The sequence below is a fragment of the Paradesulfitobacterium ferrireducens genome, from assembly GCF_017310645.1.
GTDB lineage: Bacteria > Bacillota > Desulfitobacteriia > Desulfitobacteriales > Desulfitobacteriaceae > Paradesulfitobacterium > Paradesulfitobacterium ferrireducens.
In genome coordinates, this window is record NZ_JAFLRH010000017.1 from 145,051 (window position 1) to 168,167 (window position 23,117).

The 23,117-nt window shown below is 46.2% G+C and carries 25 protein-coding genes and 1 tRNA gene; 6 read left to right on the forward strand and 20 right to left on the reverse strand.

Going from position 1 to position 23,117, the window contains the following annotated elements:
- Positions 1-100: 100 nt before the first annotated feature.
- Positions 101-198, reverse strand: a tRNA-Sec gene (locus J0X21_RS05925).
- Between the two features lie 192 nt (positions 199-390).
- On the opposite strand from J0X21_RS05925, the gene J0X21_RS15890 reads away from it, so the two are divergent.
- Positions 391-519, forward strand: coding sequence for a hypothetical protein (locus tag J0X21_RS15890; RefSeq protein WP_268939351.1), 129 nt, complete (start codon positions 391-393; stop codon positions 517-519).
- 98 nt (positions 520-617) lie between these two features.
- Here the strand turns inward: J0X21_RS15890 and J0X21_RS05930 are convergent, their stop codons facing one another.
- From J0X21_RS05930 to J0X21_RS05960, 7 genes are all read right to left on the reverse strand, one after another.
- Positions 618-1,061, reverse strand: a complete 444-nt coding sequence (locus J0X21_RS05930) for a DUF2889 domain-containing protein (RefSeq protein WP_206811268.1) — start codon at positions 1,059-1,061, stop codon at positions 618-620.
- Positions 1,062-1,178: 117 nt separating this feature from the next.
- Positions 1,179-1,805 carry a CBS and ACT domain-containing protein gene (locus J0X21_RS05935; protein WP_206811269.1) on the reverse strand — a complete coding sequence of 209 codons (627 nt, stop codon included), beginning with the start codon at positions 1,803-1,805 and terminating at the stop codon, positions 1,179-1,181.
- Between the two features lie 369 nt (positions 1,806-2,174).
- Entirely contained in the window at positions 2,175-2,969 is a 795-nt protein-coding gene (locus J0X21_RS05940; protein ID WP_206811270.1) for an ABC transporter ATP-binding protein, read from the reverse strand.
- Positions 2,970-3,872: an ABC transporter permease gene (locus J0X21_RS05945; protein ID WP_206811271.1), complete on the reverse strand. Its 903-nt coding sequence runs from the start codon at positions 3,870-3,872 to the stop codon at positions 2,970-2,972.
- 81 nt (positions 3,873-3,953) lie between these two features.
- Positions 3,954-4,976 carry an ABC transporter substrate-binding protein gene (locus J0X21_RS05950; RefSeq protein ID WP_206811272.1) on the reverse strand — a complete coding sequence of 341 codons (1,023 nt, stop codon included), beginning with the start codon at positions 4,974-4,976 and terminating at the stop codon, positions 3,954-3,956.
- A 324-nt stretch (positions 4,977-5,300) separates the two neighbouring features.
- The gene (gene selB / locus J0X21_RS05955; RefSeq protein WP_206811273.1) at positions 5,301-7,193 is read right to left on the reverse strand and encodes a selenocysteine-specific translation elongation factor; all 1,893 of its coding nucleotides are present in this window, start codon (positions 7,191-7,193) and stop codon (positions 5,301-5,303) included.
- 113 nt (positions 7,194-7,306) lie between these two features.
- Positions 7,307-8,338: a YkvI family membrane protein gene (locus J0X21_RS05960; RefSeq protein ID WP_206811274.1), complete on the reverse strand. Its 1,032-nt coding sequence runs from the start codon at positions 8,336-8,338 to the stop codon at positions 7,307-7,309.
- 114 nt (positions 8,339-8,452) lie between these two features.
- Here J0X21_RS05960 and yyaC point away from each other — a divergent pair, with 114 nt between their 5' ends.
- Entirely contained in the window at positions 8,453-9,022 is a 570-nt protein-coding gene (gene yyaC / locus J0X21_RS05965) for a spore protease YyaC (protein WP_206811414.1), read from the forward strand.
- 217 nt (positions 9,023-9,239) lie between these two features.
- Here the strand turns inward: yyaC and J0X21_RS05970 are convergent, their stop codons facing one another.
- The 12 genes from J0X21_RS05970 to rpmH all read right to left on the reverse strand — a co-directional run bounded on the left by J0X21_RS05970 (position 9,240) and on the right by rpmH (position 18,734).
- Positions 9,240-9,749 (reverse strand): DUF4446 family protein, encoded by a 510-nt coding sequence (locus J0X21_RS05970; protein ID WP_236006088.1) that lies wholly within the window; start codon positions 9,747-9,749, stop codon positions 9,240-9,242.
- A gap of 18 nt (positions 9,750-9,767) precedes the next feature.
- Positions 9,768-10,466 carry a DUF554 domain-containing protein gene (locus J0X21_RS05975; protein ID WP_206811276.1) on the reverse strand — a complete coding sequence of 233 codons (699 nt, stop codon included), beginning with the start codon at positions 10,464-10,466 and terminating at the stop codon, positions 9,768-9,770.
- A 152-nt stretch (positions 10,467-10,618) separates the two neighbouring features.
- Positions 10,619-11,461 carry a ParB/RepB/Spo0J family partition protein gene (locus tag J0X21_RS05980; RefSeq protein WP_206811277.1) on the reverse strand — a complete coding sequence of 281 codons (843 nt, stop codon included), beginning with the start codon at positions 11,459-11,461 and terminating at the stop codon, positions 10,619-10,621.
- Complete coding sequence (locus J0X21_RS05985) at positions 11,454-12,215, reverse strand: ParA family protein (RefSeq protein WP_206811278.1); 762 nt, start codon at positions 12,213-12,215, stop codon at positions 11,454-11,456. Before J0X21_RS05985 ends, J0X21_RS05980 begins: the two co-directional genes overlap by 8 nt.
- Before the next feature lie 176 nt (positions 12,216-12,391).
- Positions 12,392-13,087, reverse strand: coding sequence for a 16S rRNA (guanine(527)-N(7))-methyltransferase RsmG (rsmG, locus tag J0X21_RS05990; protein ID WP_407947630.1), 696 nt, complete (start codon positions 13,085-13,087; stop codon positions 12,392-12,394).
- A 28-nt stretch (positions 13,088-13,115) separates the two neighbouring features.
- Positions 13,116-15,014 (reverse strand): tRNA uridine-5-carboxymethylaminomethyl(34) synthesis enzyme MnmG, encoded by a 1,899-nt coding sequence (mnmG, locus tag J0X21_RS05995; protein WP_206811415.1) that lies wholly within the window; start codon positions 15,012-15,014, stop codon positions 13,116-13,118.
- 10 nt (positions 15,015-15,024) lie between these two features.
- Positions 15,025-16,389, reverse strand: a complete 1,365-nt coding sequence (gene mnmE / locus J0X21_RS06000) for a tRNA uridine-5-carboxymethylaminomethyl(34) synthesis GTPase MnmE (RefSeq protein ID WP_206811280.1) — start codon at positions 16,387-16,389, stop codon at positions 15,025-15,027.
- Positions 16,390-16,584: 195 nt separating this feature from the next.
- Positions 16,585-17,223, reverse strand: coding sequence for an RNA-binding cell elongation regulator Jag/EloR (gene jag / locus J0X21_RS06005; protein ID WP_206811281.1), 639 nt, complete (start codon positions 17,221-17,223; stop codon positions 16,585-16,587).
- 29 nt (positions 17,224-17,252) lie between these two features.
- Complete coding sequence (locus tag J0X21_RS06010; RefSeq protein WP_206811282.1) at positions 17,253-17,921, reverse strand: YidC/Oxa1 family membrane protein insertase; 669 nt, start codon at positions 17,919-17,921, stop codon at positions 17,253-17,255.
- Between the two features lie 11 nt (positions 17,922-17,932).
- Positions 17,933-18,139, reverse strand: coding sequence for a membrane protein insertion efficiency factor YidD (yidD, locus tag J0X21_RS06015; protein ID WP_206811283.1), 207 nt, complete (start codon positions 18,137-18,139; stop codon positions 17,933-17,935).
- A 20-nt stretch (positions 18,140-18,159) separates the two neighbouring features.
- Positions 18,160-18,492, reverse strand: coding sequence for a ribonuclease P protein component (rnpA, locus tag J0X21_RS06020; protein ID WP_206811284.1), 333 nt, complete (start codon positions 18,490-18,492; stop codon positions 18,160-18,162).
- Positions 18,493-18,599: 107 nt separating this feature from the next.
- Positions 18,600-18,734 (reverse strand): 50S ribosomal protein L34, encoded by a 135-nt coding sequence (rpmH, locus tag J0X21_RS06025; RefSeq protein ID WP_206811285.1) that lies wholly within the window; start codon positions 18,732-18,734, stop codon positions 18,600-18,602.
- A gap of 342 nt (positions 18,735-19,076) precedes the next feature.
- Between rpmH and dnaA the strand changes: the two genes are divergently transcribed.
- From dnaA to remB, 4 genes are all read left to right on the forward strand, one after another.
- Positions 19,077-20,429, forward strand: coding sequence for a chromosomal replication initiator protein DnaA (gene dnaA, locus J0X21_RS06030; RefSeq protein WP_206811286.1), 1,353 nt, complete (start codon positions 19,077-19,079; stop codon positions 20,427-20,429).
- Positions 20,430-20,633: 204 nt separating this feature from the next.
- Positions 20,634-21,737 carry a DNA polymerase III subunit beta gene (gene dnaN / locus J0X21_RS06035; RefSeq protein ID WP_206811287.1) on the forward strand — a complete coding sequence of 368 codons (1,104 nt, stop codon included), beginning with the start codon at positions 20,634-20,636 and terminating at the stop codon, positions 21,735-21,737.
- A gap of 1 nt (position 21,738) precedes the next feature.
- Complete coding sequence (recF, locus tag J0X21_RS06040; protein ID WP_206811288.1) at positions 21,739-22,836, forward strand: DNA replication/repair protein RecF; 1,098 nt, start codon at positions 21,739-21,741, stop codon at positions 22,834-22,836.
- Positions 22,837-23,097, forward strand: a complete 261-nt coding sequence (gene remB / locus J0X21_RS06045) for an extracellular matrix regulator RemB (RefSeq protein ID WP_206811289.1) — start codon at positions 22,837-22,839, stop codon at positions 23,095-23,097.
- Positions 23,098-23,117 lie beyond the last annotated feature (20 nt).

Genomic DNA, 23,117 nt, shown 5'->3' on the forward strand with positions numbered 1-23,117 from the left:
TAGCTTTAAGAAATATTAATATTCGCTTTAGCCCTTATAAATTCCTGCAAAACCTAAAAAAGCAGCCTTTGCGCTGCCTCAAGCTTACTAATTATGATAATGGCGGGGATGCGTGCGAATCGAACACACCTCGGAACGTTCTGCGTCCCGACACGCGGATTTGAAGTCCGGGGGCAGCACCAGCCACCATCCATCCCCATTTTAAGATTCCGACTTATTATTATAGCATAAAGAAAAAAATTTGCACCTTTTAGTTGAATTTTTGTGCCAGGATGATCATCCCGGGATTTCACCACAATCATGATTATTGAAAATATTTCCACAAAGAGTATGAAGCCCGAAAATAGGGGTAAGAATATTATTAGTTTCGATGACGAGGAGGTTGAGAGCTTGGCTGACCACAATTACCCAGTTGCCAGTTTGACAAAGCAGGAACTGGATCAAGTCACTGCACTTGAACAAAAGCTTAATTCCGGCTCCGGTGAGCAAAAGATCTTAATCGCTTATACCAAAGCGTAAATCGGAGATCTTATTCGAACTGGCAAAAAAGTACATTTGAGCACTGAAGAACTAGGACAAGTTTACTTGTCCTTTTCTTCATTCATTATCCGGAGATTTCATTCATTGCCCAGGGCCCTGAACCGGTAACAGCTTCCCCTCAGGTAAGCCTCCGTCTGTTTCTGAATCTCTTCCTCGGACAAAGTAAGGTGCATCAGACTGTACTTGGCTTGAATAAGCGCTTTGACACATTCCAGGGCTAGGTCTGCCAAATGCGTACACCCAGCGTCTGTCCCAACGGCTTCGGTAATCTTTTTTCTCACTCCCCGGGCCAACTTCAAACCGACCAAATTTTTTATCCTGTTTCCCGTCACTATGCAGTCAGGGTGGGGATAACGCCTAAGCTCACCTTCCGCCGCCGTGATTGCAAAATCCCGCATATCCACCCAAAGAGTTAGCGACACTTCGTGATAACTGTCCATAAAGACTCCATTAACGATAACACTTTCTCCCTCATCCTCACTCTGTATATTAATATTGATCGACCGGTTAAATACGTACATTTAATCTACTCCCTTAATCTCTTTGCTTTTAGTTTAAGCCTTTTTGATTACGCTAGCAAATACCGTATATAAAAGGCTTGGTGATTCGCTCACCAAGCCCTGCATAATGATGCTTATTTAACTTTCAAGGATATATCCTTTAGCGGCCAGTGCCTTTTCCACTTCTTCAACTTTTTCTCCGTTTAACCGAAGGAGAATTTTTATCTTCTCCGTACTCGGATGATAGATGGCTAGGCTGGCTATATTTACCCCATACTCCTTAATCGTGGTTGCCACATCACACATGACTCCTACTTTGTCGGTTGCCTCGACCACAATCCGGTCACCCGGGCTGCGTAGGCCGAGAATGTTTAAGAATGCTCCGAAGACATCACTTTCCGTGATAATCCCGACAAGACTGCCGTTTTCTACAACCGGAAGGCCCCCGATTTTGTGGTCACGCATCACTAGGGCAGCATCTTCAATTCTGGTATCCGGGCCGCATGTAATCACATGTTTAACCGCAATTTCGCGAATGGTTGTTTTTGCTACCAGGTAATTTAACTCGAAAATACTTAGTGTCGTAGCAGGGGAAGGAGATACCTCGCGCAAATCCCCATCTGTTACTAAACCTACCAGCTTGCCGTTCTCAATGACCGGCAAGCGGTTAACCTTTTTCTCCCGCATCAAGGCCATTGTATCTGCGATTGTATCTGTGGGAGCGACTGTAATTACATCCGTTGTCATTAATTGCCGTACGAACATATAACCACTCCTTCCAATTGCAACCATTCACGGTTGTTCCATGTAAATCACTATCGTGGCTTAGAAGTAGACTTTGACAACCACCTCCAGGCGATGGCTATATGTAGAAAACGAAGTTACAGCAATTCAGTATATGTCTGCTAAGTCTAAGGTTCATGTCTTGTGATAAATTTCACCATCTGTAATTCTATTCTACCACTACTTTGGAAGCTGTCAATGGGCTTTGATGTAAAATATTTTCCCCAGGCCTGGGCCCTATAGGTAATACCCTTTCCGAAGAGATCGCAAAATTAAAAACTCCCGCACACAGCCGAGGTATGCAGGAGTCAATGTTTTGGTAATGCGGATGCGGGAGTCATGTTTTTGAGTTTAGGCTAGGATCATACGGTCATTATTAATGTGCGTTCCGCTCGCTTTTTCAAACATTTCTAAGAGGCGGGCGATGGTCATATTTGATCGTTCGTTCCCTTTGATATCCAAAATAATCCGGCCCTCATGCATCATGATCGTGCGGTTGCCGTAAGCCAGGGCATGATCCAGGTTATGAGTAATCATCAAGGTCGTTAAGTTGGCTCCGTTAATGAAACGGGAGGTTAAATCCAGCACCTTTTCCGCAGTTTTGGGATCAAGGGCCGCCGTGTGCTCGTCTAAGAGGAGCAGTTTGGGCTCCTGCAAGGCTGCCATGAGCAAGGTCAGTGCCTGGCGCTGGCCGCCCGAAAGCAGGCTGACTTTATTGGTCAAACGGCTTTCCAAGCCAAGACCTAAAAGCGCCAGCTTCTCTTTAAATAAAGCACGTTCCCGCGAACCGATCGCCCGTCTGAGCCGTCGGTTATGGCCGCGCTTGAAAGCCATGATCATGTTTTCTTCAATAGTCATGCTGGCCGCTGTTCCCAGCATCGGGTCCTGAAAGACCCGGCTAATGAGCCCTGCCCGTTTATGCTGCGGCAAATTCGTAATGTCCCGTCCGTCTATGGCGATTTCTCCGCTATCCACCGGAAAATTCCCGGCAACGGAATTAAGAAGGGTGGACTTGCCGGCCCCGTTGCTCCCAATGACTGTGACAAAATCCCCGGGGTCAAGTTCAAGGCTTAAATGATCAATGGCTACTTTTTCATTGATTGTACCTTTGTTAAAAACTTTAACGATTTGGCGCACGGAAAGCATTTAGTTCTCCCCCTTTCCGCTAAGGACAGGGTTTTTTAGCTTGAACTTCTTCTTGAGCGCTGGAGAGGTCAGGGCAAGAATCACTATGAGTGCCGTAACTAATTTCAAATCTGTTGGTTCTAAACCTAATTGCAGTACCACGGCAATAATCACCCGGTACAAGACCCCCCCGACAATCACGGCAATAATCGTACGTGCAACGGATGAGGTTCCGACTAGAACTTCACCGATGATGACAGAAGCAAGCCCGGCGATTATCATCCCAATACCCATACCAACATCTGCAAACTGTTGATTTTGCGCCACATAACTTCCGGCAAAAGCTACTAAGCCATTGGAGAGCGCCAATCCCAGAACCTTCATGATATCGGTATTAACCCCTTGACTTTTGATCATCATTTCATTGTCCCCGGTTGCCCGCAAAGCCAGGCCGATTTCGGTCTCCAAGAACAAATAAAGGATAATCCCCACAATAATAACGGTTGCTAATGTTAGAGCCAAGACTCCATGACTGCCGATAAAAGGAATCTTCTCGAAATCCGAAAAAATTGTTCGAGTACGCAAAAGGGAAATATTGGCTTTACCCATAACCCTTAGATTCACCGAGTAGAGGGCAGTCATGGTCAGGATTCCAGACAAAAGCGGGGTAATATTAAATTTTGTATGGAGGATTCCGGTGAAAATACCGGCCAGAAGTCCTCCGATAAAAGCCAATGCCGTAGCAGCCCAAGGGTTGTGCCCGGTCGAGATTAAAATAGCGGCAATGGCAGCCCCCAGAGTGAAGCTGCCATCGACCGACAAATCTGCATAATCGAGCACACGGAACGTGAGGTACACGCCCAATACCATGAGCGAGTACATTAATCCCTGCTCCAACGTACTTAACCAAACTTGCGTGGACATTGCAAACACCTCAATTAATCTGCTGTGTCATGTAGTCCAACCGTCGTACCGTTCTACAGATGACTTCATATCTACTATCGTTTATTTTTTAGTTTCTACCATTTTGGCGGATTTTAAATCATCCGGAATGGTGATGCCCAATAGAGCGGCATTGGTCTTATTGATGACCGTATCATACTCTTTCTGGCTCTCGATTGGCATATCCGCCGGTTTAGCCCCTTTTAAGACTTTGAGTGCCATCTCGCCGGTTTGCTGTCCTAACTTTTTGTAGTTAATTCCGATCGTTCCCAGACCGCCTTTGTCAACCACGCTGCTTTCCCCGGCTATTACGGGAATCTTCGCCTGATCGGTCACTTTTAAGACTGCATCCGCAGCCGACACAACCGTATTGTCTGTGGGGATATATACAGCATCCACCTTATTCACTAAAGATTCTGTAGCTTGCATTACATCGGCACTCCCGGTAACTGTAGCCTCCACAATCTCCATGCCCATACCGGCTGCGATCTCTTTAGCCAATTTTACTTGAACTTGGGAATTAATCTCGCCTCCATTGTATATAACACCGACTTTCTTGGCATTTGGAACCAGCTTCTTTAAGAGTTCAAACTGCTCTTTAGCCGGATTCATATCATTGGTTCCGGTAACATTCATTCCCGGCTTTTCTAAGCTGTTTGCAAGTTTTGAAGTCACTGGATCTGTAACCGCCGTGATCAGTATCGGGATGTCCTTGGAAGCAGTAGCCATAGCCTGAGCTGAAGAAGTCGCAATGGCTAAAACAAGATCGGGTTTATCCGCAGCAAACTTTTGCGCAATGGAATTCAGCGTGGATTGGTCGTTCTGACCGTTTTTATAATCCACAGTCAAATTTTTCCCTTCCTCATAGCCGTTGGCTTTAAGAGTTTCCAAGAAACCTTCACGGGCAGCATCAAGAGCCGGGTGTTCAACGAGCTGGATGATCCCGATTTTGACGGTTTTCTTGTCATTGGATGTACCGGAAGCATTGGATGCACTGTTAGTAGATGAACCGGTCGAGCCGCAGCCCGCAAGGGCCAAGGCCATGACCACACTTAACCCGAGAGCGGACACTTTTTTCAGTTTCATTATGTTTTACCCCTCCTTTAGTTTACGGGCGTGGATTGCTTGGCAAAACCGCCCTTATGTAACGTGTTCCATCCTGCCATTCTAATCCAATAGTAAAACTTATGCGGGTAATTGTCAATCAATTCAGACTAGTGGGAAACGGCATTCTTTTTGACCCTGCCTAAAAAAGGCAACAAAAAAACACTCCATAGGAGTGCAACTCAGGCATTTTCTCCTACTGTCCTGCCATCCTACACGATGTTAACTTCCGTTTTTTATAATACGGTTATACCTAACCCTTGTCAATCATTATTATTCGTTTTTATGCCGTTTTCCATTAATTCCCTAAAACTTCACCCGTTTATCCCCCATGCGTCTGGTAACCTTCTGCTGATCAAAATACTCAAGCAGAGGTACGGTATATTTGCGGGATGTGCCCCAAAGTTCCCGCACTTCTGCCACCGCTACTTCTTTATGTTCATCTAAGTAGGCGACAAGTGCTTTTTTGGCTTCTTCCAGCACCGTTTTTTCAAAATATAACCCGGCAGCCAAACTCCATTCTCCAACTTCCATAAGGTACTGGGCATACTCAACCGCCGATCCTTTGATGCCACATTCTGTAGCCGCAGCATCCAGCTCAGGCGGCATAAGCCCAGCCTCCTCCCAGCGGCGGCGCAGGCAATCCAGCTTCTGACTGGTTTCAACCGGCAATCCGGCACCGGTCAAAGACTGGACCTTGCCCCCGCTAATCCGGTAATAGCCGCGTTTAGCCCCTTCCTCCAGGATGATTTGCCAGCGTCGGTGGCTCCAGGGCACACCTAAGCGTGCTTTGAGTTCTTCCCGGCCCAGCCCCAGACGCAAAGGATATTCCCGCTCGTATTCTTTCACAATTGCATTTAGCTTTTCCCGCCAGGCAACGGCCGCGTCTTTGGCCCAATATAATTCCGATCCTTCCTCCTGCCAAAGTTCTAACCGTTCCTGGCTGGCTAATTGGTCCAGTCTTTGTTTTAGCTCTGGCTCAGGAACGTGCGTTATTTTTCCCAGCTCCGCCAGATTCAATGGCTGATTTAGTTCCTTTTCCAATAACTGCAAGGGGTCGCCTTGGTCTTTTAGCTTCATCTGGGCCAGAACCGCTTCTTTGAAGCGTTTCTGCTTGCGTTCAGTCACCCCCAACACTTTCCCGCCTGCAATGGTATAGGCTGGGGAATAAAAGCGGAGGACAAAGCGGTCACCGGCAGCGGCAAGCACGGGCGCTTCCAGCAAGATTTGAGCGTATCCTTCCTGTCCGGGTTCTAATTCTTCGTGCTCCAGCAGGTGAATTCTGCCCAGGATTTCACTCGTCCCCAGGTGGAAACGGACCCTCTGCCTCTGGACAATAGGCTTGTCCGCAGAAGCAAGATTTAATAATTTGAGATCCAAAATATTCCCTACCTTAAACGCTTTCGGGGAAGCTAAAACCGAGCCCTTCTCAATCTCACCCACTTCGACTCCTGCCAGATTAATCGCAACACGCTGGCCGGCATAAGCCTGGGACACTTTTTGGTTATGTACTTGCAGGGAACGGACTTTGGTTTGCATGTGTCCGGGTTCTATGTCTAACTCTTGCCCTAAACTGACTGTCCCGCTATAAAGGGTTCCGGTTACCACCGTTCCAAACCCCTGAATGCTAAATACCCGGTCTAATGGCATCCTTACAGGACCATCAGCCCTTTTGCTCTGGACGTCATCGAGCTGTTTTTCAATGGTTTGCACTAATTCAGGAATTCCGGCCCCGGTAATGGCTGAAACAGGGCAAAGAGGAGCGCCTTCCATAAGTGTTCCTTTCAATTCCATGCGGATTTCTTCCAGGATCAGTTCCTTCCACTCATCGTCCACTAGGTCTATCTTGCTTAAGACTATGATTCCGCGTTTAATTCCCAAGAGTTCCAGAATACTTAAGTGCTCTCTGGTCTGCGGCATAATTCCCTCATCAGCTGCTATCACTAATAGAACAATATCCATCCCGCTGGCACCGGCCAGCATTTGACGCACAAACCGTTCATGTCCCGGGACATCGACAATTCCGACTTCCCGGCCGCTGGGAAGGGTCATATGTGCAAACCCTAATTCGATTGAGATTCCGCGCTGCTTCTCTTCCTTTAAGCGATCGGTTTCAATTCCGGTTAAGGCCCGGATTAACTCTGTTTTACCGTGGTCAACGTGACCGGCGGTTCCTATTAAAAAATGGCGATCTTCCATGAGCTCCTCCTTATAGTAGCTTCTGAATCTAGTGCTACCGCCTTTCACCTATTTACATGCTTCAAATATGTTGCGGCCTTATTTCTTAGTTTACCCATTATTTCAGGATATTCCTAGCGTCGTATCCACTTAATAAACAAGACCGGTAGAAAAACAAGTCCGATATAGCCAAAGATAGGATACCCAATTTGTACCAAATGGGAAAACTTGATGCCGGCTAATGGAATCACCAAAACAAGTACGAGCAAGATACTTTGCGCATACCCAAGCCAGCCCATTGTTGCAATGCGGCTGACAAGGCTAAAGGCATTGCCGATAGCCGCCGTAACCATGGCTAACCAAAGCACCACCATATATAGAAAAGCAGGCCAATTCCCTAACTTTCCGGCCACTGCAACCATTGGAATTTCCATCCCCTGGACCTCCGGAAAACGCATGAGCGCCAGGGCGATAACCAGGGCGAAAGCTCCCAGGGCCAGCCCTCCCAGGAAAGCTCCCAGCTTTGCCCCGCGCCTGTGTATTTCCTTGCCCAGAGAGGCAAAAACAACCATAGCCAGCGTTAGATTAAAGGATACATACAGCACCGCAGATACTGCCCAGTGATTTACTACAGGATTTGACGGTTGAATGAACCCCTCCATTTCACCGGGGTGAGCGAATAAAACAGCAATCAATCCAATCCCTAAACAAAATGCAAACTTGAGTGGGATTAGGACCGTGTTAATCCATAAAACCCCTTTGCCCCGCTGCCAAAGTGCCAACGCTATCACCACTGCGGTCAGGACAATGCCTGCATAACGGGGCAGGGCAAAGTATTGCTCAAATAACGCACCTGCTCCTGATAACATAGCAAGCATTCCCATAAACAGCAGGACACTGACCAGATAATCGGCCCGCACTCCCCACTTCCGTCCAAAAAGGCGTCTAAAGAATTCAGAGTAGGAATATATTCTCCATCGTTCCTGCAGATCAAGCATGATCCACCCCAGGAGCGCAAATAAGGCGGAACTCACTAAAATGCCCATGAGCCCAAAACTATGGTAACGCGCAAAGAACTGCTGTATTTCCTGCCCGGAGGCGAATCCCGCCCCCATAACCGCACCAACATAAGTGGCTGCCACTTGAAATGCAATTCTCCAGCTCATGATTTCCCCTCCTCGCCTCATGCATATGGGCAAAATCCCATTCTCATGCATAAATGGCCGCGGGATTGGAAATATTTTAGGAGAATAAGCTTGTTGCAAAGGCAGGATTTAAGCGTGAATTTACTTTCGGTTTTCACAGAGCCCCAAAAGCTTAAAGCCCATATGGAGGATGATTCCGGCTTAGCCAAATTAGAAGGGCGTTTAATCCATCTGCTCCGGTCCGCCGGCTCCCGTCCAACGATTATTTTATGCATTGGAACAGACCGCTCAACCGGGGATTCTCTAGGTCCGTTAATTGGAACTCATCTTAACCGCTTAAGCTTACCCCAGCTTCACATCTATGGCACGCTGGACCAACCCGTACATGCAGTGAACCTGGTGGAACACCTGGGACTCATTGAGCGTTCATTTATCAATCCGTATATCATTGCAATTGATGCCTGCCTGGGCAAACTGGATTCCGTCGGCTGCATCACTTTAGCCGAAGGACCGCTTCGCCCCGGGGCAGGGGTGCACAAGGATTTGCCGGCAGTCGGAGAAGCCCATTTAACCGGGATTGTCAACGTCGGCGGCTTTATGGAATACATGGTTCTGCAAAATACCCGCCTCAGTTTAGTGTGGCATATGGCAGAATCCATCAGTTCTATCATTTCGCGCGCCTACATCCGCAACCGCTGTTCCTAACCACCATAAGATTAAAGAAGCGGACATGGTTCCCTGATTGAACGAGACTTCATTCAGAGACGAAAGTGTCCAGTGGACACTTTTGCCGAAAGCGCTTATCCCTTAACTTACGCTATTGCGCTGAAGGATGGATTCAGCCCCCACTGAATGTTAGTCGAGTCCATATTCACTCGCTCTTATTCTCTACTTTTTTCTTCTAAATTCAATTATTAGCTTTCTACTGAATGCTTTTCGGTTTGGCTAATGCCTTTGCTATGGTTTCCTCTTCCTCCTTACTCAAGTTATATTTGGATTCCCCTTTGAGAACCGGCTTAGCATAGGTACGAGATTCTTCACGACTATGTATAGAAGATAGAATGACCCCGTCCCCTTCTTGATTCAAGAAGGCCAGAGCAAAGCTTAGATCACTGCCCATATTGTCAAACGCATTGTAGCGCAGTAATTCTACCCGGTCAACCGTATGCTTCAAGGCATGTTCCGCCCGCTCGACTCTCCCTTCCGCCTGACCAAGACGGGATTCCAGATTTTGAACCTGGTGCACGTACTGTTCTAGCATTTGATCAAGGTTTTTGCCGGAAAGAGTTGTCTGCAAGGCCAAGTAAGCCGACTCAAACCGCCGTAGACGACGCCTAAGGAGGAGTATTCCTGCTATTAGTATAATGACCAGCAGCGCCAGAATTCCAATCCCCAGCCAGACCATGAGGTCTGCTTGATTCCAATAACTCATTTTTTCATCCTTCCTCATTCATCCAACTTTTAACGCATTAAGCAGGAGGGTCAAAGGGATAGCCACTAAAATCCCCGGAAGAAGATTTCCCACTTTTATTTTGGTGATCTCAAGAATATTAAAACCAATTCCGAGAATTAATAAACCTCCGGTGGCACTCATTTCACTGATTACGGCGCTTGAAAGTACGCCCTGCACCAGACTTGCCGATAATGTTATCGTTCCCTGGTATAAGAAAACAGGTACGGCTGCTGCAATCACTCCTGCTCCCATAGAAGAGGCAAAAACAACCGATGAGATCCCGTCAAGCATTGATTTGGCGTAGAGAATGCTATGATTACCTTTAATTCCGCTTTCCAAAGAGCCCATAATGGCCATAGCACCTACACAATAGATGAGGCTGGCTGTGACAAAGGCCTTGGTAAATCGCCCCGATTCTCCTCGGAAGGCAACGTTTTTTTCTAACCATTGCCCAAGCTGGTTTAAACGCAGCTCGATGTCGATGATCTCTCCCAAGATTCCTCCGATGACCAAGCTGCCAATGATGATCAGGGGGTTTTTCGTCTGCATGGCCATGCTTATGCCAATTAAGAGAACCGCCAGCCCGATTCCTTGAATGACCGTGCTTTTAATCTTTTCAGTTAAAGCCTTGCCAAAAACCAGTCCCATCAATCCACCGACCACAATGGCTAAAGCATTAATAATTGTTCCAATCATTCAAACCACACCGTTCAATGTTCCACGTGGAACATTTTAATCTTTGCACGTTGATTCTGTTCTGCAATTACTCAAAGCTAATCACTTAATACTAGAATTCCTCATTTAAAACAATGGATTCTTTTGTGTGTATGTTCCACGTGGAACATTTTCTAAACTTCTAGCTTCCATAACTCAAGTAAGCGGTTAAGTTCTTCTTGGGAAAAAAATTCAATTTCTATCTTACCGCGTTCTTCACTGCCACTGATTCGTACCTTGGTCTGTAAAAGCTCACGCAGCCGGTCTTCAACCATACGCAAAGCAGGGATAGCCGCTTTCTTAACTTTAGGTTGTTCCTTTTTCCCGCGCAAGTTATTCAAGAGCTCTTCCATAGCTCGGACTGAAAGTTGTTCACGCGCCGCTTTATCTGCAATCAGCACTTGAACAGTAGAATCTTCTAAACCCATCAGAACCTTTGCATGCCCTAGTGAGATTTTCTCCTCCCTGAGCAGCTTTAATACCGGTTCCGGCAACTGAATAATACGCAAGAGATTGGCAACCGTGGGCCTTCCTTTTCCAACTTTCTGGGCCACCTGCTCCTGAGTCAAGTCAAATTCCTCCATCAACCTCCGGTAGGCAAGGCCTTCTTCCACTGGGGATAAGTTGGCTCGCTGCACATTCTCAACTAAAGCCCGCTCGGTCATCTCCAGCTCACTGCATTCTTGAACAATCACCGGAATCTTTTCCATGCCGGCTAGCTTAGAGGCACGGAAACGGCGTTCTCCCGCAATAATCATATATCGAGAACCATTAGGCCTAACTAAAATGGGTTGCAGTAAACCATGTTCGCGAATAGAGTCACCTAATTCTTTTAAAGTCTCTTCATCAAATTCGCGGCGAGGCTGATCAGGGTTCGGTTCTATGTCGGCCAGAGCAATCTCCCTGAGCGCTTGCGCTTGAGGGCCTTCGTCCGGAATTAACGCCTCTAATCCTCTCCCTAAACCTTTTTTAGCCACGTTCTAATACCTCCTTAGCCAAATCCCGATAAACATCCGCTCCCCGTGAACGGGGATCATAAAGCATAATCGGCTTACCGTGGCTGGGGGCTTCCCCTAAGCGGACATTACGGGGGATAATGGTTTGAAAAACTTTTTGCCGAAAATACTTCTTGACTTCATCTACGACCTGGATTGATAAGTTGGTACGGGCATCAAACATAGTGAGCAGGGCACCAATAATATTCAACTCAGGATTAAGTGACTTGCGGACACGCTCCAGGGTGTTCATGAGCAAAGTCAAGCCCTCCAAGGCGTAATACTCACACTGCACCGGAATCAACACATCAGTTGCCGCGGTTAAGGCATTGAGGGTTAATAAACCTAGTGACGGAGGACAATCAATAAATATGTAGTCAAATTGAGCTTTGACTTCAGCCAAAGCTTTCTTTAACCTTTGTTCACGCTGTTCAAGATTGACCAACTCAATTTCCGCTCCTGCCAGTTCAATACGGGCGGGGACAACTTTCAGCTGATGGGCCTCGGTCTTCTCGAAAACTTGGTCCATCGGCAAAGCGTCAATAAGGACATCATAAATACAATGCGACAGCTTATGCTTAGCAATCCCTAGACCACTGGTAGCGTTGCCCTGCGGGTCTAAATCAACCAAAAGCACCCTCTGACCTAATTCTGCCAGACAGGCGCTTAAATTAATCGCAGTCGTCGTCTTGGCAACTCCTCCTTTTTGATTGGCTATGGCAATAACCTTCGTCATAAGCGCGCACCTTCTCTTCCCAAAGCTTACTCCTTTATAGCACAAGAGATATCAAAGCACGGTCAAAGAACCGCCCTCTTCTTATACTAACAGAAGCACCGGAATAAAAAAAGCATCCACTCGGATGCTTTTTAATAAATTCCTCAACAAATAGAGAAAAATCCCTTCATCTCAAACTAACCTAACGGTTTTTTCCCCGGTATCCCGGGCTTGCGCGGATAAGCCGCCGGCGTCTGCTTTACCTTCTCAACCACAATCACGGCCCGGTGCTCAGCCTCTTCACCCAGGCTATACTGTTCAATTTCAAGGATGCTGCATCCTAATATTTCCAGGGCCTTAGTGCTCACTTCAACCTCTTCATCAACTTGAGCGCCCTTGGCCGCTAAAAATAATCCCCCCGTCTTAGTTAATGGAATCGCATACTCGAGCAAGACCGGAAGGCGGGCAACCGCCCGGGAAGAGGTATAATCAAAGAGCTCCCGGTATGCTTTATTTCTTCCGGCTTCCTCAGCCCGAGCATGGACGGCGCTTGCACCCTGCAAATCCAGTTCCTTAAGAACATGATTCAGGAAATCAATTCGTTTCCCCAAGGAATCAAGAAGCAATACCTCCAGTTCAGGAAGGCAAATTTTCAGAGGAATTCCGGGAAATCCCGCCCCCGTGCCAATGTCTGCCAGGCTTCCACCTTTAATCCAGCGGCTTAAAGCCAAGGAATCAATAAAGTGCTTGAGGATAACCTCCCTTGGTTCGACAATACTCGTCAAATTCACCTTCTCATTCCACTCCAGGAGCATATCCCCATACGCACAAAACTGTTCGATCTGGGTCTGGGTTAGGGTTAGACCCAGTTTGGCTAAGGCCTTCTCTTCCAGATATGAAGCGAATTCCTGAAACAAGCCGTTAACCTCCTCTGCGCCTTTGTTCAAGATAGACCAAGAGTACGGATATATCAGCCGGACTAACTCCGGTAATGCGCGACGCTTGCCCGATATTCATCGGCTGAACTTCCTTCAGTCTCTGTCTGCCCTCCGTGGATAAACCCCGGATGTCATCATAAGGCAAAGAAGGGGGGAGGGTGCGCTCCTCCAGCTTGGCAAAGCGCTCAATCTCCTGTTCCTGCTTCTCTATATAGCCTTCGTATTTTAGCTCAATCTCCGCTTCCTCTAAAATTTCATCATCCCATAATTTGCTCTCCGGAACGAACATTTTAAGATGCTCCAGGTTAATCTCCGGCCTTCTTAATAAGTCGGCAGCACTGGCGCCGCTTTTTAAAGGGGATGATCCCGCCTCTATAAGCACCTTTTGCACATCCTCCCGCTGCGGGGAAAACATCGAACCCTGCCATAAGGATGTCACCTTTGCCAGTCCTTCTTGTTTCAGGGAAAAGCGCTGCCATCGTTCCTCCGAAACCAATCCCAGCTCACGCCCTGTGGGGGTGAGGCGCAAATCTGCATTATCCTGACGCAGGACCAAGCGGTATTCCGCTCTTGAAGTTAATAAACGATACGGCTCTTTAATGCCTTTGGTTACCAAGTCGTCAATCAAAACCCCTAAGTAGCCGTCCGAACGCCGTATTACAAAAGGTCCTCGTTCCATAGCTTTAAGGGCCGCATTAATACCGGCCACCAACCCTTGAGCCGCCGCTTCTTCATACCCGGAAGTCCCGTTTAGCTGTCCGGCCGTGAACAAGCCGGGAAGCTGTCTTACTTCTAAGGTTAGCGCCAGCTGGTGCGGCTTTACATAATCGTATTCAATCGCATATCCCGGGCGCAGCATCTTCACCTGTTCCAGTCCAGGGATGCTCTGCAAAATCTCAACCTGAACCTCCTCAGGCATGCTGGTGGAAAGTCCGGCCACATACATCTCATTATTTTCCCAGCCCTCCGGCTCAAGGAATATCTGGTGTGCTTCCCGGTGGGCAAAGCGCACCACTTTATCCTCAATGGAGGGACAATACCGGGGGCCGATACCTTCGATCTCCCCACTAAAAAGCGGAGCCCGGTATAGATTTTTGCGAATGATCTCATGCGTTTCACTCGTCGTATAGCCAAGCCAGCATGGGACCTGGCGCTGCGGGTCCCCCTGCCAAAACATGCTCACCCGCGGTAAAAAAGAAAACTGCCAGGCCCGGTCATCTCCCGGCTGAATCGTAAACTTGCTGAAATCCACAGATAGTTTGTGAATCCTGGGCGGGGTTCCGGTTTTAAACCGCCCCAATTCGATTCCCTGGTCACGCAAAGCATGAGACAAATTCACGGCCGGCATTTGGCCATTGGGGCCGCCTTCATACATGGCTGCTCCCACGATAATGCGCCCGCGCAGGTAGGTTCCGCTCGTCAGCACCACACTCCGGCTCTCAAAGCGGGCACCGGTGCGGGTAACGACCCCACGGATTTCCCCTTGGTCCACAACCAGCCGTTCCACCAAGGCCTGAACGGTCGTTAATTTGGGCTCGGCTAAAATCACATCCAGCATCCGCCGGTGGTATGCTTTCTTATCCGACTGCATCCTGAGCGCGTGCACGGCCGGCCCTTTCCCGGTATTGAGCATTCTCACCTGGAGCGAAGTCTCATCGGCCACGATTCCCATCTGGCCGCCCAAAGCATCAATTTCACGAACCAAATGCCCTTTAGCCGGCCCCCCAACGGATGGATTGCAGGGCATATGCGCCACCGTATCCAAGTTAAGCGTCACCAGCAAGGTTTCACATCCCAGGCGGGCCGCAGCCAAGGCCGCTTCACACCCGGCATGACCCGCGCCAACCACGATTACATCATATTTTCCGGCAAAATACTCCATGCCCACGATCCTACTTTCCTATGCAAAATCTCGAAAAAATCGTCTCCAGTAAATTCTCCTGAATTTGATCCCCTGTCATTTCAGAAACAGCCTGCAACCCCTGGCGCACATCAATCGATAGGATATCCCAGGGCATCCCGCTTTCCACCCCGGTCAAAGCCGAAACAAGCGCACTGCGACAGCGTTCTAAAGCAGAGATTTGCCGTGCATTGGATAAAAGGGGTTCATCTTTACTTACCATTCGCCCTTGATAAACCCTTCTCTTTATTTCAGCATCCAAAGCTTCAAATCCAAGATGTTTATGTACAGAAAAAGGAATCCAGGTTCCCAGGCCTAAACCTGGAGTAAAGTCTTGAGGATCCTTGAGTAAATCCACTTTATTGGCAATCACAATCACTTTTTCCGGCTGGGTTTGGATAATCTTTACCTCTTCCGTCGCTAAGGCGGAATTGGCTTTGACTACTAACAGGATTAGATCAGCCTTCTCAATGGAGCGCCAGCTCCGCTCAATCCCTAAACGCTCGACCGGATCATCGCTTTCCCGGATTCCGGCCGTATCAATCAGCTGGAGCAAGATCCCGCCGACACTGACTGCTTCCCGGATTTCGTCCCGTGTTGTCCCCGGAATATCAGTGACAATCGCCCGTTCTTCCCGGACCAGGGCGTTTAATAAACTGGACTTTCCGACATTAGGCAAGCCTACAATCGCCGTCTGCAATCCCTCGCGCAAAATCTTACCTGTCTTGCTCCCGGCCAATATTTCCTCGACCAAACCCAGGGCCCCTTGAAGGCGTTCCCTTAACTGTTCCCGGTCCAAATCTTCCACTTCATCTTCGGGAAAATCTATCCCCGCTTCAATAAAAGCCAGGATATCCATGACCTGTTCCCGAACCTGAAGGATTTTTTCCGAGAGTCCGCCTTTTAATTGGCTAAAAGCCAGCCTGGACCCGCTTTCCGTTCGGGAACTAATCAAGTCGATGATCGATTCCGCTTGAATCAAATCTAATTTTCCATTAAGAAATGCCCGTTTCGTAAACTCCCCCGGCTCAGCCAAACGTGCCCCCTGTTTAAGGCAGACTTCCAGCAAGCGCTGGGCCAAAAAAGGCCCGCCGTGGCAGTTAATCTCGAACACATCTTCCCCGGTGTAGGAATAAGGCTTATGCATCCGGCTGACTAATACTTCATCTAAATGCTCTTCATTATCTTTAAAATATCCCAAATGGAGGGTATAACTCTTGTCCTCAGCCCAGCGCGCCGGGTGATGGGGCAGAAAGCAAGACTCAATAATCTGCTTCGCATCCGGCCCGCTAAGGCGCAAGACATGGATGCTTGCCTCCCCGAAGGCCGTGGCCAAAGCCACAATGGTGTCTACCACTAGCTATTCATCTCCGTGATTCTTACTTTATTAGGTACTCAGAATTCAAAAGTCAGTACTCGATTAGTACTCAGAATTCAGGAGTCTGTACTCAGAATTTTAAAGCCGCTTTTTCTGTCTCCTGACTCCTGACTCCTGTCTCACTAAATACGCATACCCATAAAATAAAAAGGGAGGTAATCCTCCCCGCCTAACCTAAGAAATATCTCTACTCCTTTTAAGTGAAATTACCACCCGGCGATTCGGTTCCTCCCCTTCACTGAAGGTGGATATTTTGTACTCATCTTGCAAAGCAGTGTGGATGATTCTACGTTCGTGAGGATTCATTGGTTCAAGGACAACACGGTTGCCGGTGCGTTTCACTTTTTCAGATAATCTCTTAGCTAAACGAATCAAGGTTTCTTCCCGGCGCTGGCGATAGCCTTCAACATCCACAATAATCTTAACCCGTTCCGACAACTGCTTCCCGACTGCCAGATTGGTTAAGTATTGAAGCGCATCCAGGGTATCCCCTCTGCGCCCTATTAGAATACCCAATTCCGGGCCGGTTATATCCACATGCCAGTGGGGTTCACGCTTGGTCACATGACAGACCGCATTCACTCCCATGGTCTGGCACACTTTTTCTATGAATTCACAGGCTAAGGCACCCGGATCATCCTCATAAGATACGCGGACTTTGGCCAAGGTTGTTCCTAAAAGACCAAATGGTCCTTTCTTCGATGGTTCCTCCAGGATCTCTATTTGTGCCCGTTCCCGTTCAACTCCAATTTCTTCAAGCGCTTTGCTAATAGCTTCTTCTACAGACTTGCCGGTTCGTTCTACGACTTTCATGTTTGATCCCCCTCATCGCGATCCATATCCTAAGCAGGATTAACCTCTTTGTTACTGAGTTTCTTATTTATGAAGAGCTGCTGGAGAATGGAAACAATATTCATCGTCACCCAATACAGTCCAAGTCCTGAAGGAACTGTGGCCGTAATATACCCTAAGAAAACCGGCATAATATACAACATCATTTTTTGAGTCGGGTCTTGGGAAGCATTCGGACTGGTTACCTTTGTTTGTAAAAAAGTCGTGGCCGCTGCCAGGAGAGGCAAAATTAAATGATAGGGTGAAGTAAAACCATAACTTTGAGTGAGGTTAAATCCTAAGAAATTGGCACTGGCTTCGTTTCCGTAAGGGAAATGAAGCAATGCACTATACAGTGCCCAAAAAATGGGGAGTTGGACAAGCAAAGGGAGACATCCCCCTGCCGGGTTTACGTTATTTTCTTTATACAGTTCCATAATTTTGGCATTAGCTTCTTGAGGTTTATCCTTGTATTTCTTTTGAATTTCTTTTATCTTTGGCTGCAACTCCACCGTTTTGCGCATAGAGACCATTTGCTTCCAAGTCAATGGAAAAATAAGGGATTTGATGATAATGGTTAAGAGGATGATAGCAATCCCGTAATTCGCTAGGCCGACCACTGATGTCAGGTTGTAAAGCCACTTTAATAAATCGGTCATCCATTGAACAATAATATTCACAAGAGCCCTCCTTAAACTGGATCATATCCTCCGGGATGAAACGGGTGACACTTCAAAATACGAACGAGAGATTTCCAACTCCCTTTCACCAGCCCGTATTTCATTAATGCCTGAACAGAATATTCGGAACATGTCGGCTGAAACCGGCATGAGGGCCGCTTCAGGGGGGAAATGAACTTTTGGTAAAATTTAATTAATCCAATAAAGACATATTTCATTTTTCTCATCTCTTCTATTTCTATTCCTTGAGAACACGGGCTTTACGCAAGGTCTGAAGGATAGAGGATTCAACTTCAAAATAGGAGACGCCATTAATCGTTGTGCGAGCAATTAAAATACATGCATACCCATCATGCATATCGGTTAGATGAAGCCGTATTACCTCGCGCATTAACCGCTTGGCCCGATTTCTCTGAACTGCATTGCCAATCTTCTTTGATGCGATAAAACCGAATTTTCGCGGACCTTTCAGTACATAAATCACTGTATATTTGCCAGGATAACTCTTTCCTGCATCAAACAAAATCTTAAATCCTGCCCGCTTACGTAAGCGCAGCTCTCTTTTAAGCATACTTCCTCCATTATGTACCAAAAGATCCCTTATTCTATTATTGCTTGCTTAACCAAACCTTAAACATAAAAAATTTTGAGCTAAAAAAAGGCCACAAAATTGCGGCCTTATGCAGATAACTTTTTCCGCCCTTTTAAGCGACGACGTTTAATCACGTTTTGACCTGTCGTAGAACTCATACGCTTTAAGAATCCATGAACGCGTTTATGACGCCGGTTTTTTGGTTGATATGTCATTTTCATAGTGAGACACCTCCTTTTAGCGCAAACAGAAGACATTCTTAAACGATTATACTCTAAATTTTTTTACCATGTCAAGCAAAGGAAATGCCTCTCTGTGGATAAGTTCCGGATATTAAATAAGTTATCCCTGTGAATATTCCACGAAAAGACTCCTACTTCCTGTTGATAACTCTATCGAAACTTGATATCATGTTTTTAGGAGAGACTTTCAATCCTAAATATAGTTGATCAGGTTAATCCACAGGTTCAATCTTCGAAGTTATCCACAAATGTGCATAAGTTTGTGTATAACTTTTTTCTTGTCATATTTTCTATACCATACTTGAAAAGGGAGGACAATCGATGCCACCCCAAAACCCGTCGTTAGCATCCATTTGGAGAGAAACCCTATCTAAATTGGAAGGAGAACTTTCCAAACAAAGTTTTGAAGTATGGCTTAGTTCTACTCGTTTAGTGGATATACAAGGTGATACCCTAATTATTAGTGTACCCAATGAATTTGCCAAAGACTGGCTTGAAAGCCGGTATTCTTCTTTAATACGTTCCACGGTGCAGCCTATTCTCGGTCATCCCGTCAGCCTTATTTTCAAGATTCCTACGGCTGAAGAGCAGCGTCAATTACCGCCAGAGCAAGTGTTAACTCCTCCGGCTCAACCTCAGGAGCGTTCTCCTAATTTCCTGAATAGCAAATACACCTTTGATACCTTTGTCATCGGCAACAGCAACCGCTTTGCGCATGCCGCCGCTTTGGCTGTCGCCGAATCACCGGCAAAATCTTACAATCCTCTTTTTATATACGGAGGTGTGGGGTTAGGCAAAACCCATTTAATGCACGCCATTGGTCATCATGTCCTCCAACATTCTCCTAATGAGCGTGTTCTTTACGTTTCCAGTGAAAAATTTACCAATGAACTCATTGATTCCATTCGGGACAAAAAGCAAATTGAGTTTCGCAATAATTATCGTAATGTTGATATTTTGCTCATCGATGACATTCAATTTCTGGCCGGTAAAGAACAGACTCAAGAGGAATTTTTTCATACATTTAATGCGCTCTATGAAGCCAACAAACAAATTATTATTTCATCCGACCGTCCTCCCAAAGAAATTCCGACCCTGGAAGACCGTCTCCGCTCGCGCTTTGAATGGGGGCTGATTACAGATATTCAGGCACCGGATCTGGAAACAAGGATTGCAATTTTACGCAAAAAAGCGAAGCTGGAAAATCTGCAAGTAGCCAATGAAGTCATGGTCTTTATCGCAGATAACATTCAATCCAACATCCGGGAACTGGAAGGCGCTTTGATCCGTGTCATGGCCTACGCTTCTTTAAGCAATAGTCCGATTACTCCGGAGATCGCTGCGAAAGCCCTTAAAGATATTCTTCCTCTAAGTAGTCCAAAGGAAATCAGCGTTGAATTGATTCAGAAGGTGGTTGCGGATTATTTCCACCTTACGCTGACTGAATTCAAAGCTAAGAAGAGAACCCGCAATATTGCCTTCCCCCGCCAAATAGCGATGTATTTGGCCCGGGAGCTGACTGATACCTCCCTTCCTAAAATCGGAGAAGCATTTGGTGGACGCGACCATACAACCGTTATTCATGCCCATGATAAAATAGCGGCCTCACTAACCAATGACCCGCTGTTAGAAAAGAGAATTAATGATATTATTCAAAAACTAAAATTGGCTTAAACGTGTGGATTAACTTGGGGAAAATTTGGGGATAAAATTGAAATTCTTAACATGTGGATAAGTTAAAACTTGTTATCCACATGTTGTACAAGCCCTCTTTTAGGCTCAGAATCGGCTCTCTCCCCAAATATCCACAAACAGACAGGCTATACTACGATGACGACTACAATTACTATATTATTATTATTGTTGAGGAGGTAGCTCATGAAATTTTTCTGCACCAAAAATGATCTCTTAACAGGAGTTAATACGGTGCAAAAAGCGGTGTCGAGCAAAAGCACTCAACCGATATTGCAAGGAATTCTGATCACAGCCGAAAATCAAAAACTTACTTTCGCCGCGACTGACTTAGAAATAGGAATCCTCTGTGACACACCGGCAAATATACTTACTGAAGGCAAGATGGTTGTACCGGCCAGGCTATTTTCCGAGATCGTCCGTAAACTCCCGGATACACAACTGTCTATAGAATTAAGAGATTATACTTTATTAATTGAATATGACCAATCAAATATCAACCTAAAGGGATATGATCCGGAGGAATTTCCGTTATTTCCGGAATTAGCCGACGCGGAATCCTTTACTATGCCAACGGCTTTACTAAAAACCATGATTAAGCAAACGGTTTTCGCCTGCAGTTCTGAAGGCAGCCGGCCGGTTTTTACCGGGACCCTGATGCAGGTTGAAAGCGGTACGGTTCGCCTGATTGGTACGGATACGCACCGCTTAGCTTACCGCATTGCCGAGATTCCGGAGAATCCGGAGCTGCACTTTTACGGAATCATTCCGGCCAAAACCATGTCGGAGATTTACCGTTTATTAAAAGATGAGGATGAGATTATTAATATCCGCTTTAATAAAAATCAAGTGGAATTTGAGTTTGGGTCAGTCCGGCTGCTTTCGCGTTTGATCGATGGCCAATTTCCAAACTATAAACAGGCTATTCCGCAAATGTGCGAAACCAAAACCTATCTCTCTGTCCGGTCTTTTCTGGAAGCGGTGGAGAGAGCTTCTTTAATGGCCAAAGATAATCATGTAGGCAATATCGTCCGGCTTGTCCTCAAAGAAGATGCGATGAATATTGCACAAACTTCGGAGATGGGTAAAATTCAGGAACAAATCCCGATTCGGCTTGATGGTAAAGAACTTGGGATTTCCTTTAATGCCAAGTTTATTTTAGATGTTTTAAAAATCCTGGATACGGATGAGATCCTGATGGAATTATCCGGACCGTTCAGTGCGGCAGTAATCAGGCCTTTGGAAGATCCAAACTATCTCTATCTTTTATTGCCTGTACGGACTGCCTAGTATGCTGATTGAAAGCCTGCGTTTAGAAAATTTCCGTAACTATGTTCAAGAAGAAATTAGATTAGAACCGGGGATCAATATTTTATTTGGGGAAAACGGGCAAGGAAAAACTAATTTTTTAGAAGCCCTGTATTTCCTGTTAACCGGAAAATCATACCGGGTTCAACGTGAGCAGGAGCTGACTCACTGGGGGGAAAACGGATTTCGGCTTCAAGGTCTATTTCAAGTAAAACAGCGCATCATTCAATTGGAAAGCCGCTATTATGAACGCCGAAAAATTTTAAAAATCAACAACATGCCGTGCCGCAAACTTTCGGATTATGTAGGCACGGTCAATGCTGTTTATTTTTCTCCGGATGACCTGATTTTAGTTAAGGGAGGGCCGGGGGAAAGAAGAAAATTTTTAGATTTTCATATTGCCCAGACTAAACCGGGATATGTCAGTTTACTCAATTCTTATAACAAAGTGTTAGAGCAAAAAAGGGCCTTGCTTAAAAGTAATTTGAGCCTCCAGTCCAAACGCAGCCAGTTGGCTGTTTGGAACGAAGAGCTGATTGAGTTAGGCCGTAAACTGATTAAGCACCGGATGAACTTAACCGAAGAACTGCAGACGGTTTCTTCTTACTTTTATCAACATATCTCCGAAGGCAAAGAAAAAATGGAAATCCACTATCGTCCGTTGGGGCTGAAAGACTACGAAGAAGCCATTTCCTCTTTTCCTAACCTGTTAATTGAGCATACGGAACAGGAAATAGAACGGCAAGCCGTCTTAATTGGTCCTCACCGGGATGATTTAGTGATTTATCTTAACCAGAAACCGGCCCGGCTTTATGCTTCTCAAGGACAGGTCCGCTCTCTGGTTTTAAGTTTAAAACTTGGGGAAGTCCAATTAATTCAAGCGAAGAAAGAAGAGTACCCTTTGTTATTGCTGGATGATGTCTTGTCTGAATTGGACCGTTTCCGGAGAAAATATTTATTGGAATTTATTTATTCCAGTTCGATTCAAACCTTAATTACAATGACCAGTGCTGAGGAAATGCCGGAAGGTAAAATAAACCGATATTACGTTAAGCAAGGACAGATAAGGAGGGAATTCTAATTGTTTTTACATTTAGGCGGCGATGTCGTGATTAATCAGGAAAAAATCGTAGCCATTTTGGACTACCAAAGTTCTTTAACCAATGACAATATGGATGTATTTCTGCATAATATTAAAGAATCCCAACAAGTACACTTTGTTTCTGAGCAAGGAAAGGGAAAATCTTTGGTGGTAACTACGGAAGGGTATTATATCTCTCCTATTTCTTCCACCACTTTACTGAAGCGCTCTCTATCTTTGGATGAATCTGAGGAAAATTGAACAATATGCTAATCTGTCGT

Bases quoted from the DNA above. Each gene is read 5' to 3' on its own strand.
- J0X21_RS05935 (WP_206811269.1), bottom strand. From the start codon at position 1,805: ATGTTCGTACGGCAATTAATGACAACGGATGTAATTACAGTCGCTCCC.
- recF (WP_206811288.1), top strand. From the start codon at position 21,739: ATGCTGATTGAAAGCCTGCGTTTAGAAAATTTCCGTAACTATGTTCAA.
- J0X21_RS05940 (WP_206811270.1), bottom strand. From the start codon at position 2,969: ATGCTTTCCGTGCGCCAAATCGTTAAAGTTTTTAACAAAGGTACAATC.
- J0X21_RS05975 (WP_206811276.1), bottom strand. From the start codon at position 10,466: ATGATTGGAACAATTATTAATGCTTTAGCCATTGTGGTCGGTGGATTG.
- J0X21_RS05970 (WP_236006088.1), bottom strand. From the start codon at position 9,749: ATGAGTTATTGGAATCAAGCAGACCTCATGGTCTGGCTGGGGATTGGA.
- J0X21_RS05985 (WP_206811278.1), bottom strand. From the start codon at position 12,215: ATGACGAAGGTTATTGCCATAGCCAATCAAAAAGGAGGAGTTGCCAAG.
- J0X21_RS05960 (WP_206811274.1), bottom strand. From the start codon at position 8,338: ATGAGCTGGAGAATTGCATTTCAAGTGGCAGCCACTTATGTTGGTGCG.
- rnpA (WP_206811284.1), bottom strand. From the start codon at position 18,492: ATGCTTAAAAGAGAGCTGCGCTTACGTAAGCGGGCAGGATTTAAGATT.
- rpmH (WP_206811285.1), bottom strand. From the start codon at position 18,734: ATGAAAATGACATATCAACCAAAAAACCGGCGTCATAAACGCGTTCAT.
- J0X21_RS05950 (WP_206811272.1), bottom strand. From the start codon at position 4,976: ATGAAACTGAAAAAAGTGTCCGCTCTCGGGTTAAGTGTGGTCATGGCC.
- selB (WP_206811273.1), bottom strand. From the start codon at position 7,193: ATGGAAGATCGCCATTTTTTAATAGGAACCGCCGGTCACGTTGACCAC.
- J0X21_RS05930 (WP_206811268.1), bottom strand. From the start codon at position 1,061: ATGTACGTATTTAACCGGTCGATCAATATTAATATACAGAGTGAGGAT.
- dnaN (WP_206811287.1), top strand. From the start codon at position 20,634: ATGAAATTTTTCTGCACCAAAAATGATCTCTTAACAGGAGTTAATACG.
- J0X21_RS05945 (WP_206811271.1), bottom strand. From the start codon at position 3,872: ATGTCCACGCAAGTTTGGTTAAGTACGTTGGAGCAGGGATTAATGTAC.
- dnaA (WP_206811286.1), top strand. From the start codon at position 19,077: ATGCCACCCCAAAACCCGTCGTTAGCATCCATTTGGAGAGAAACCCTA.
- jag (WP_206811281.1), bottom strand. From the start codon at position 17,223: ATGAAAGTCGTAGAACGAACCGGCAAGTCTGTAGAAGAAGCTATTAGC.
- mnmG (WP_206811415.1), bottom strand. From the start codon at position 15,014: ATGGAGTATTTTGCCGGAAAATATGATGTAATCGTGGTTGGCGCGGGT.
- yidD (WP_206811283.1), bottom strand. From the start codon at position 18,139: ATGAAATATGTCTTTATTGGATTAATTAAATTTTACCAAAAGTTCATT.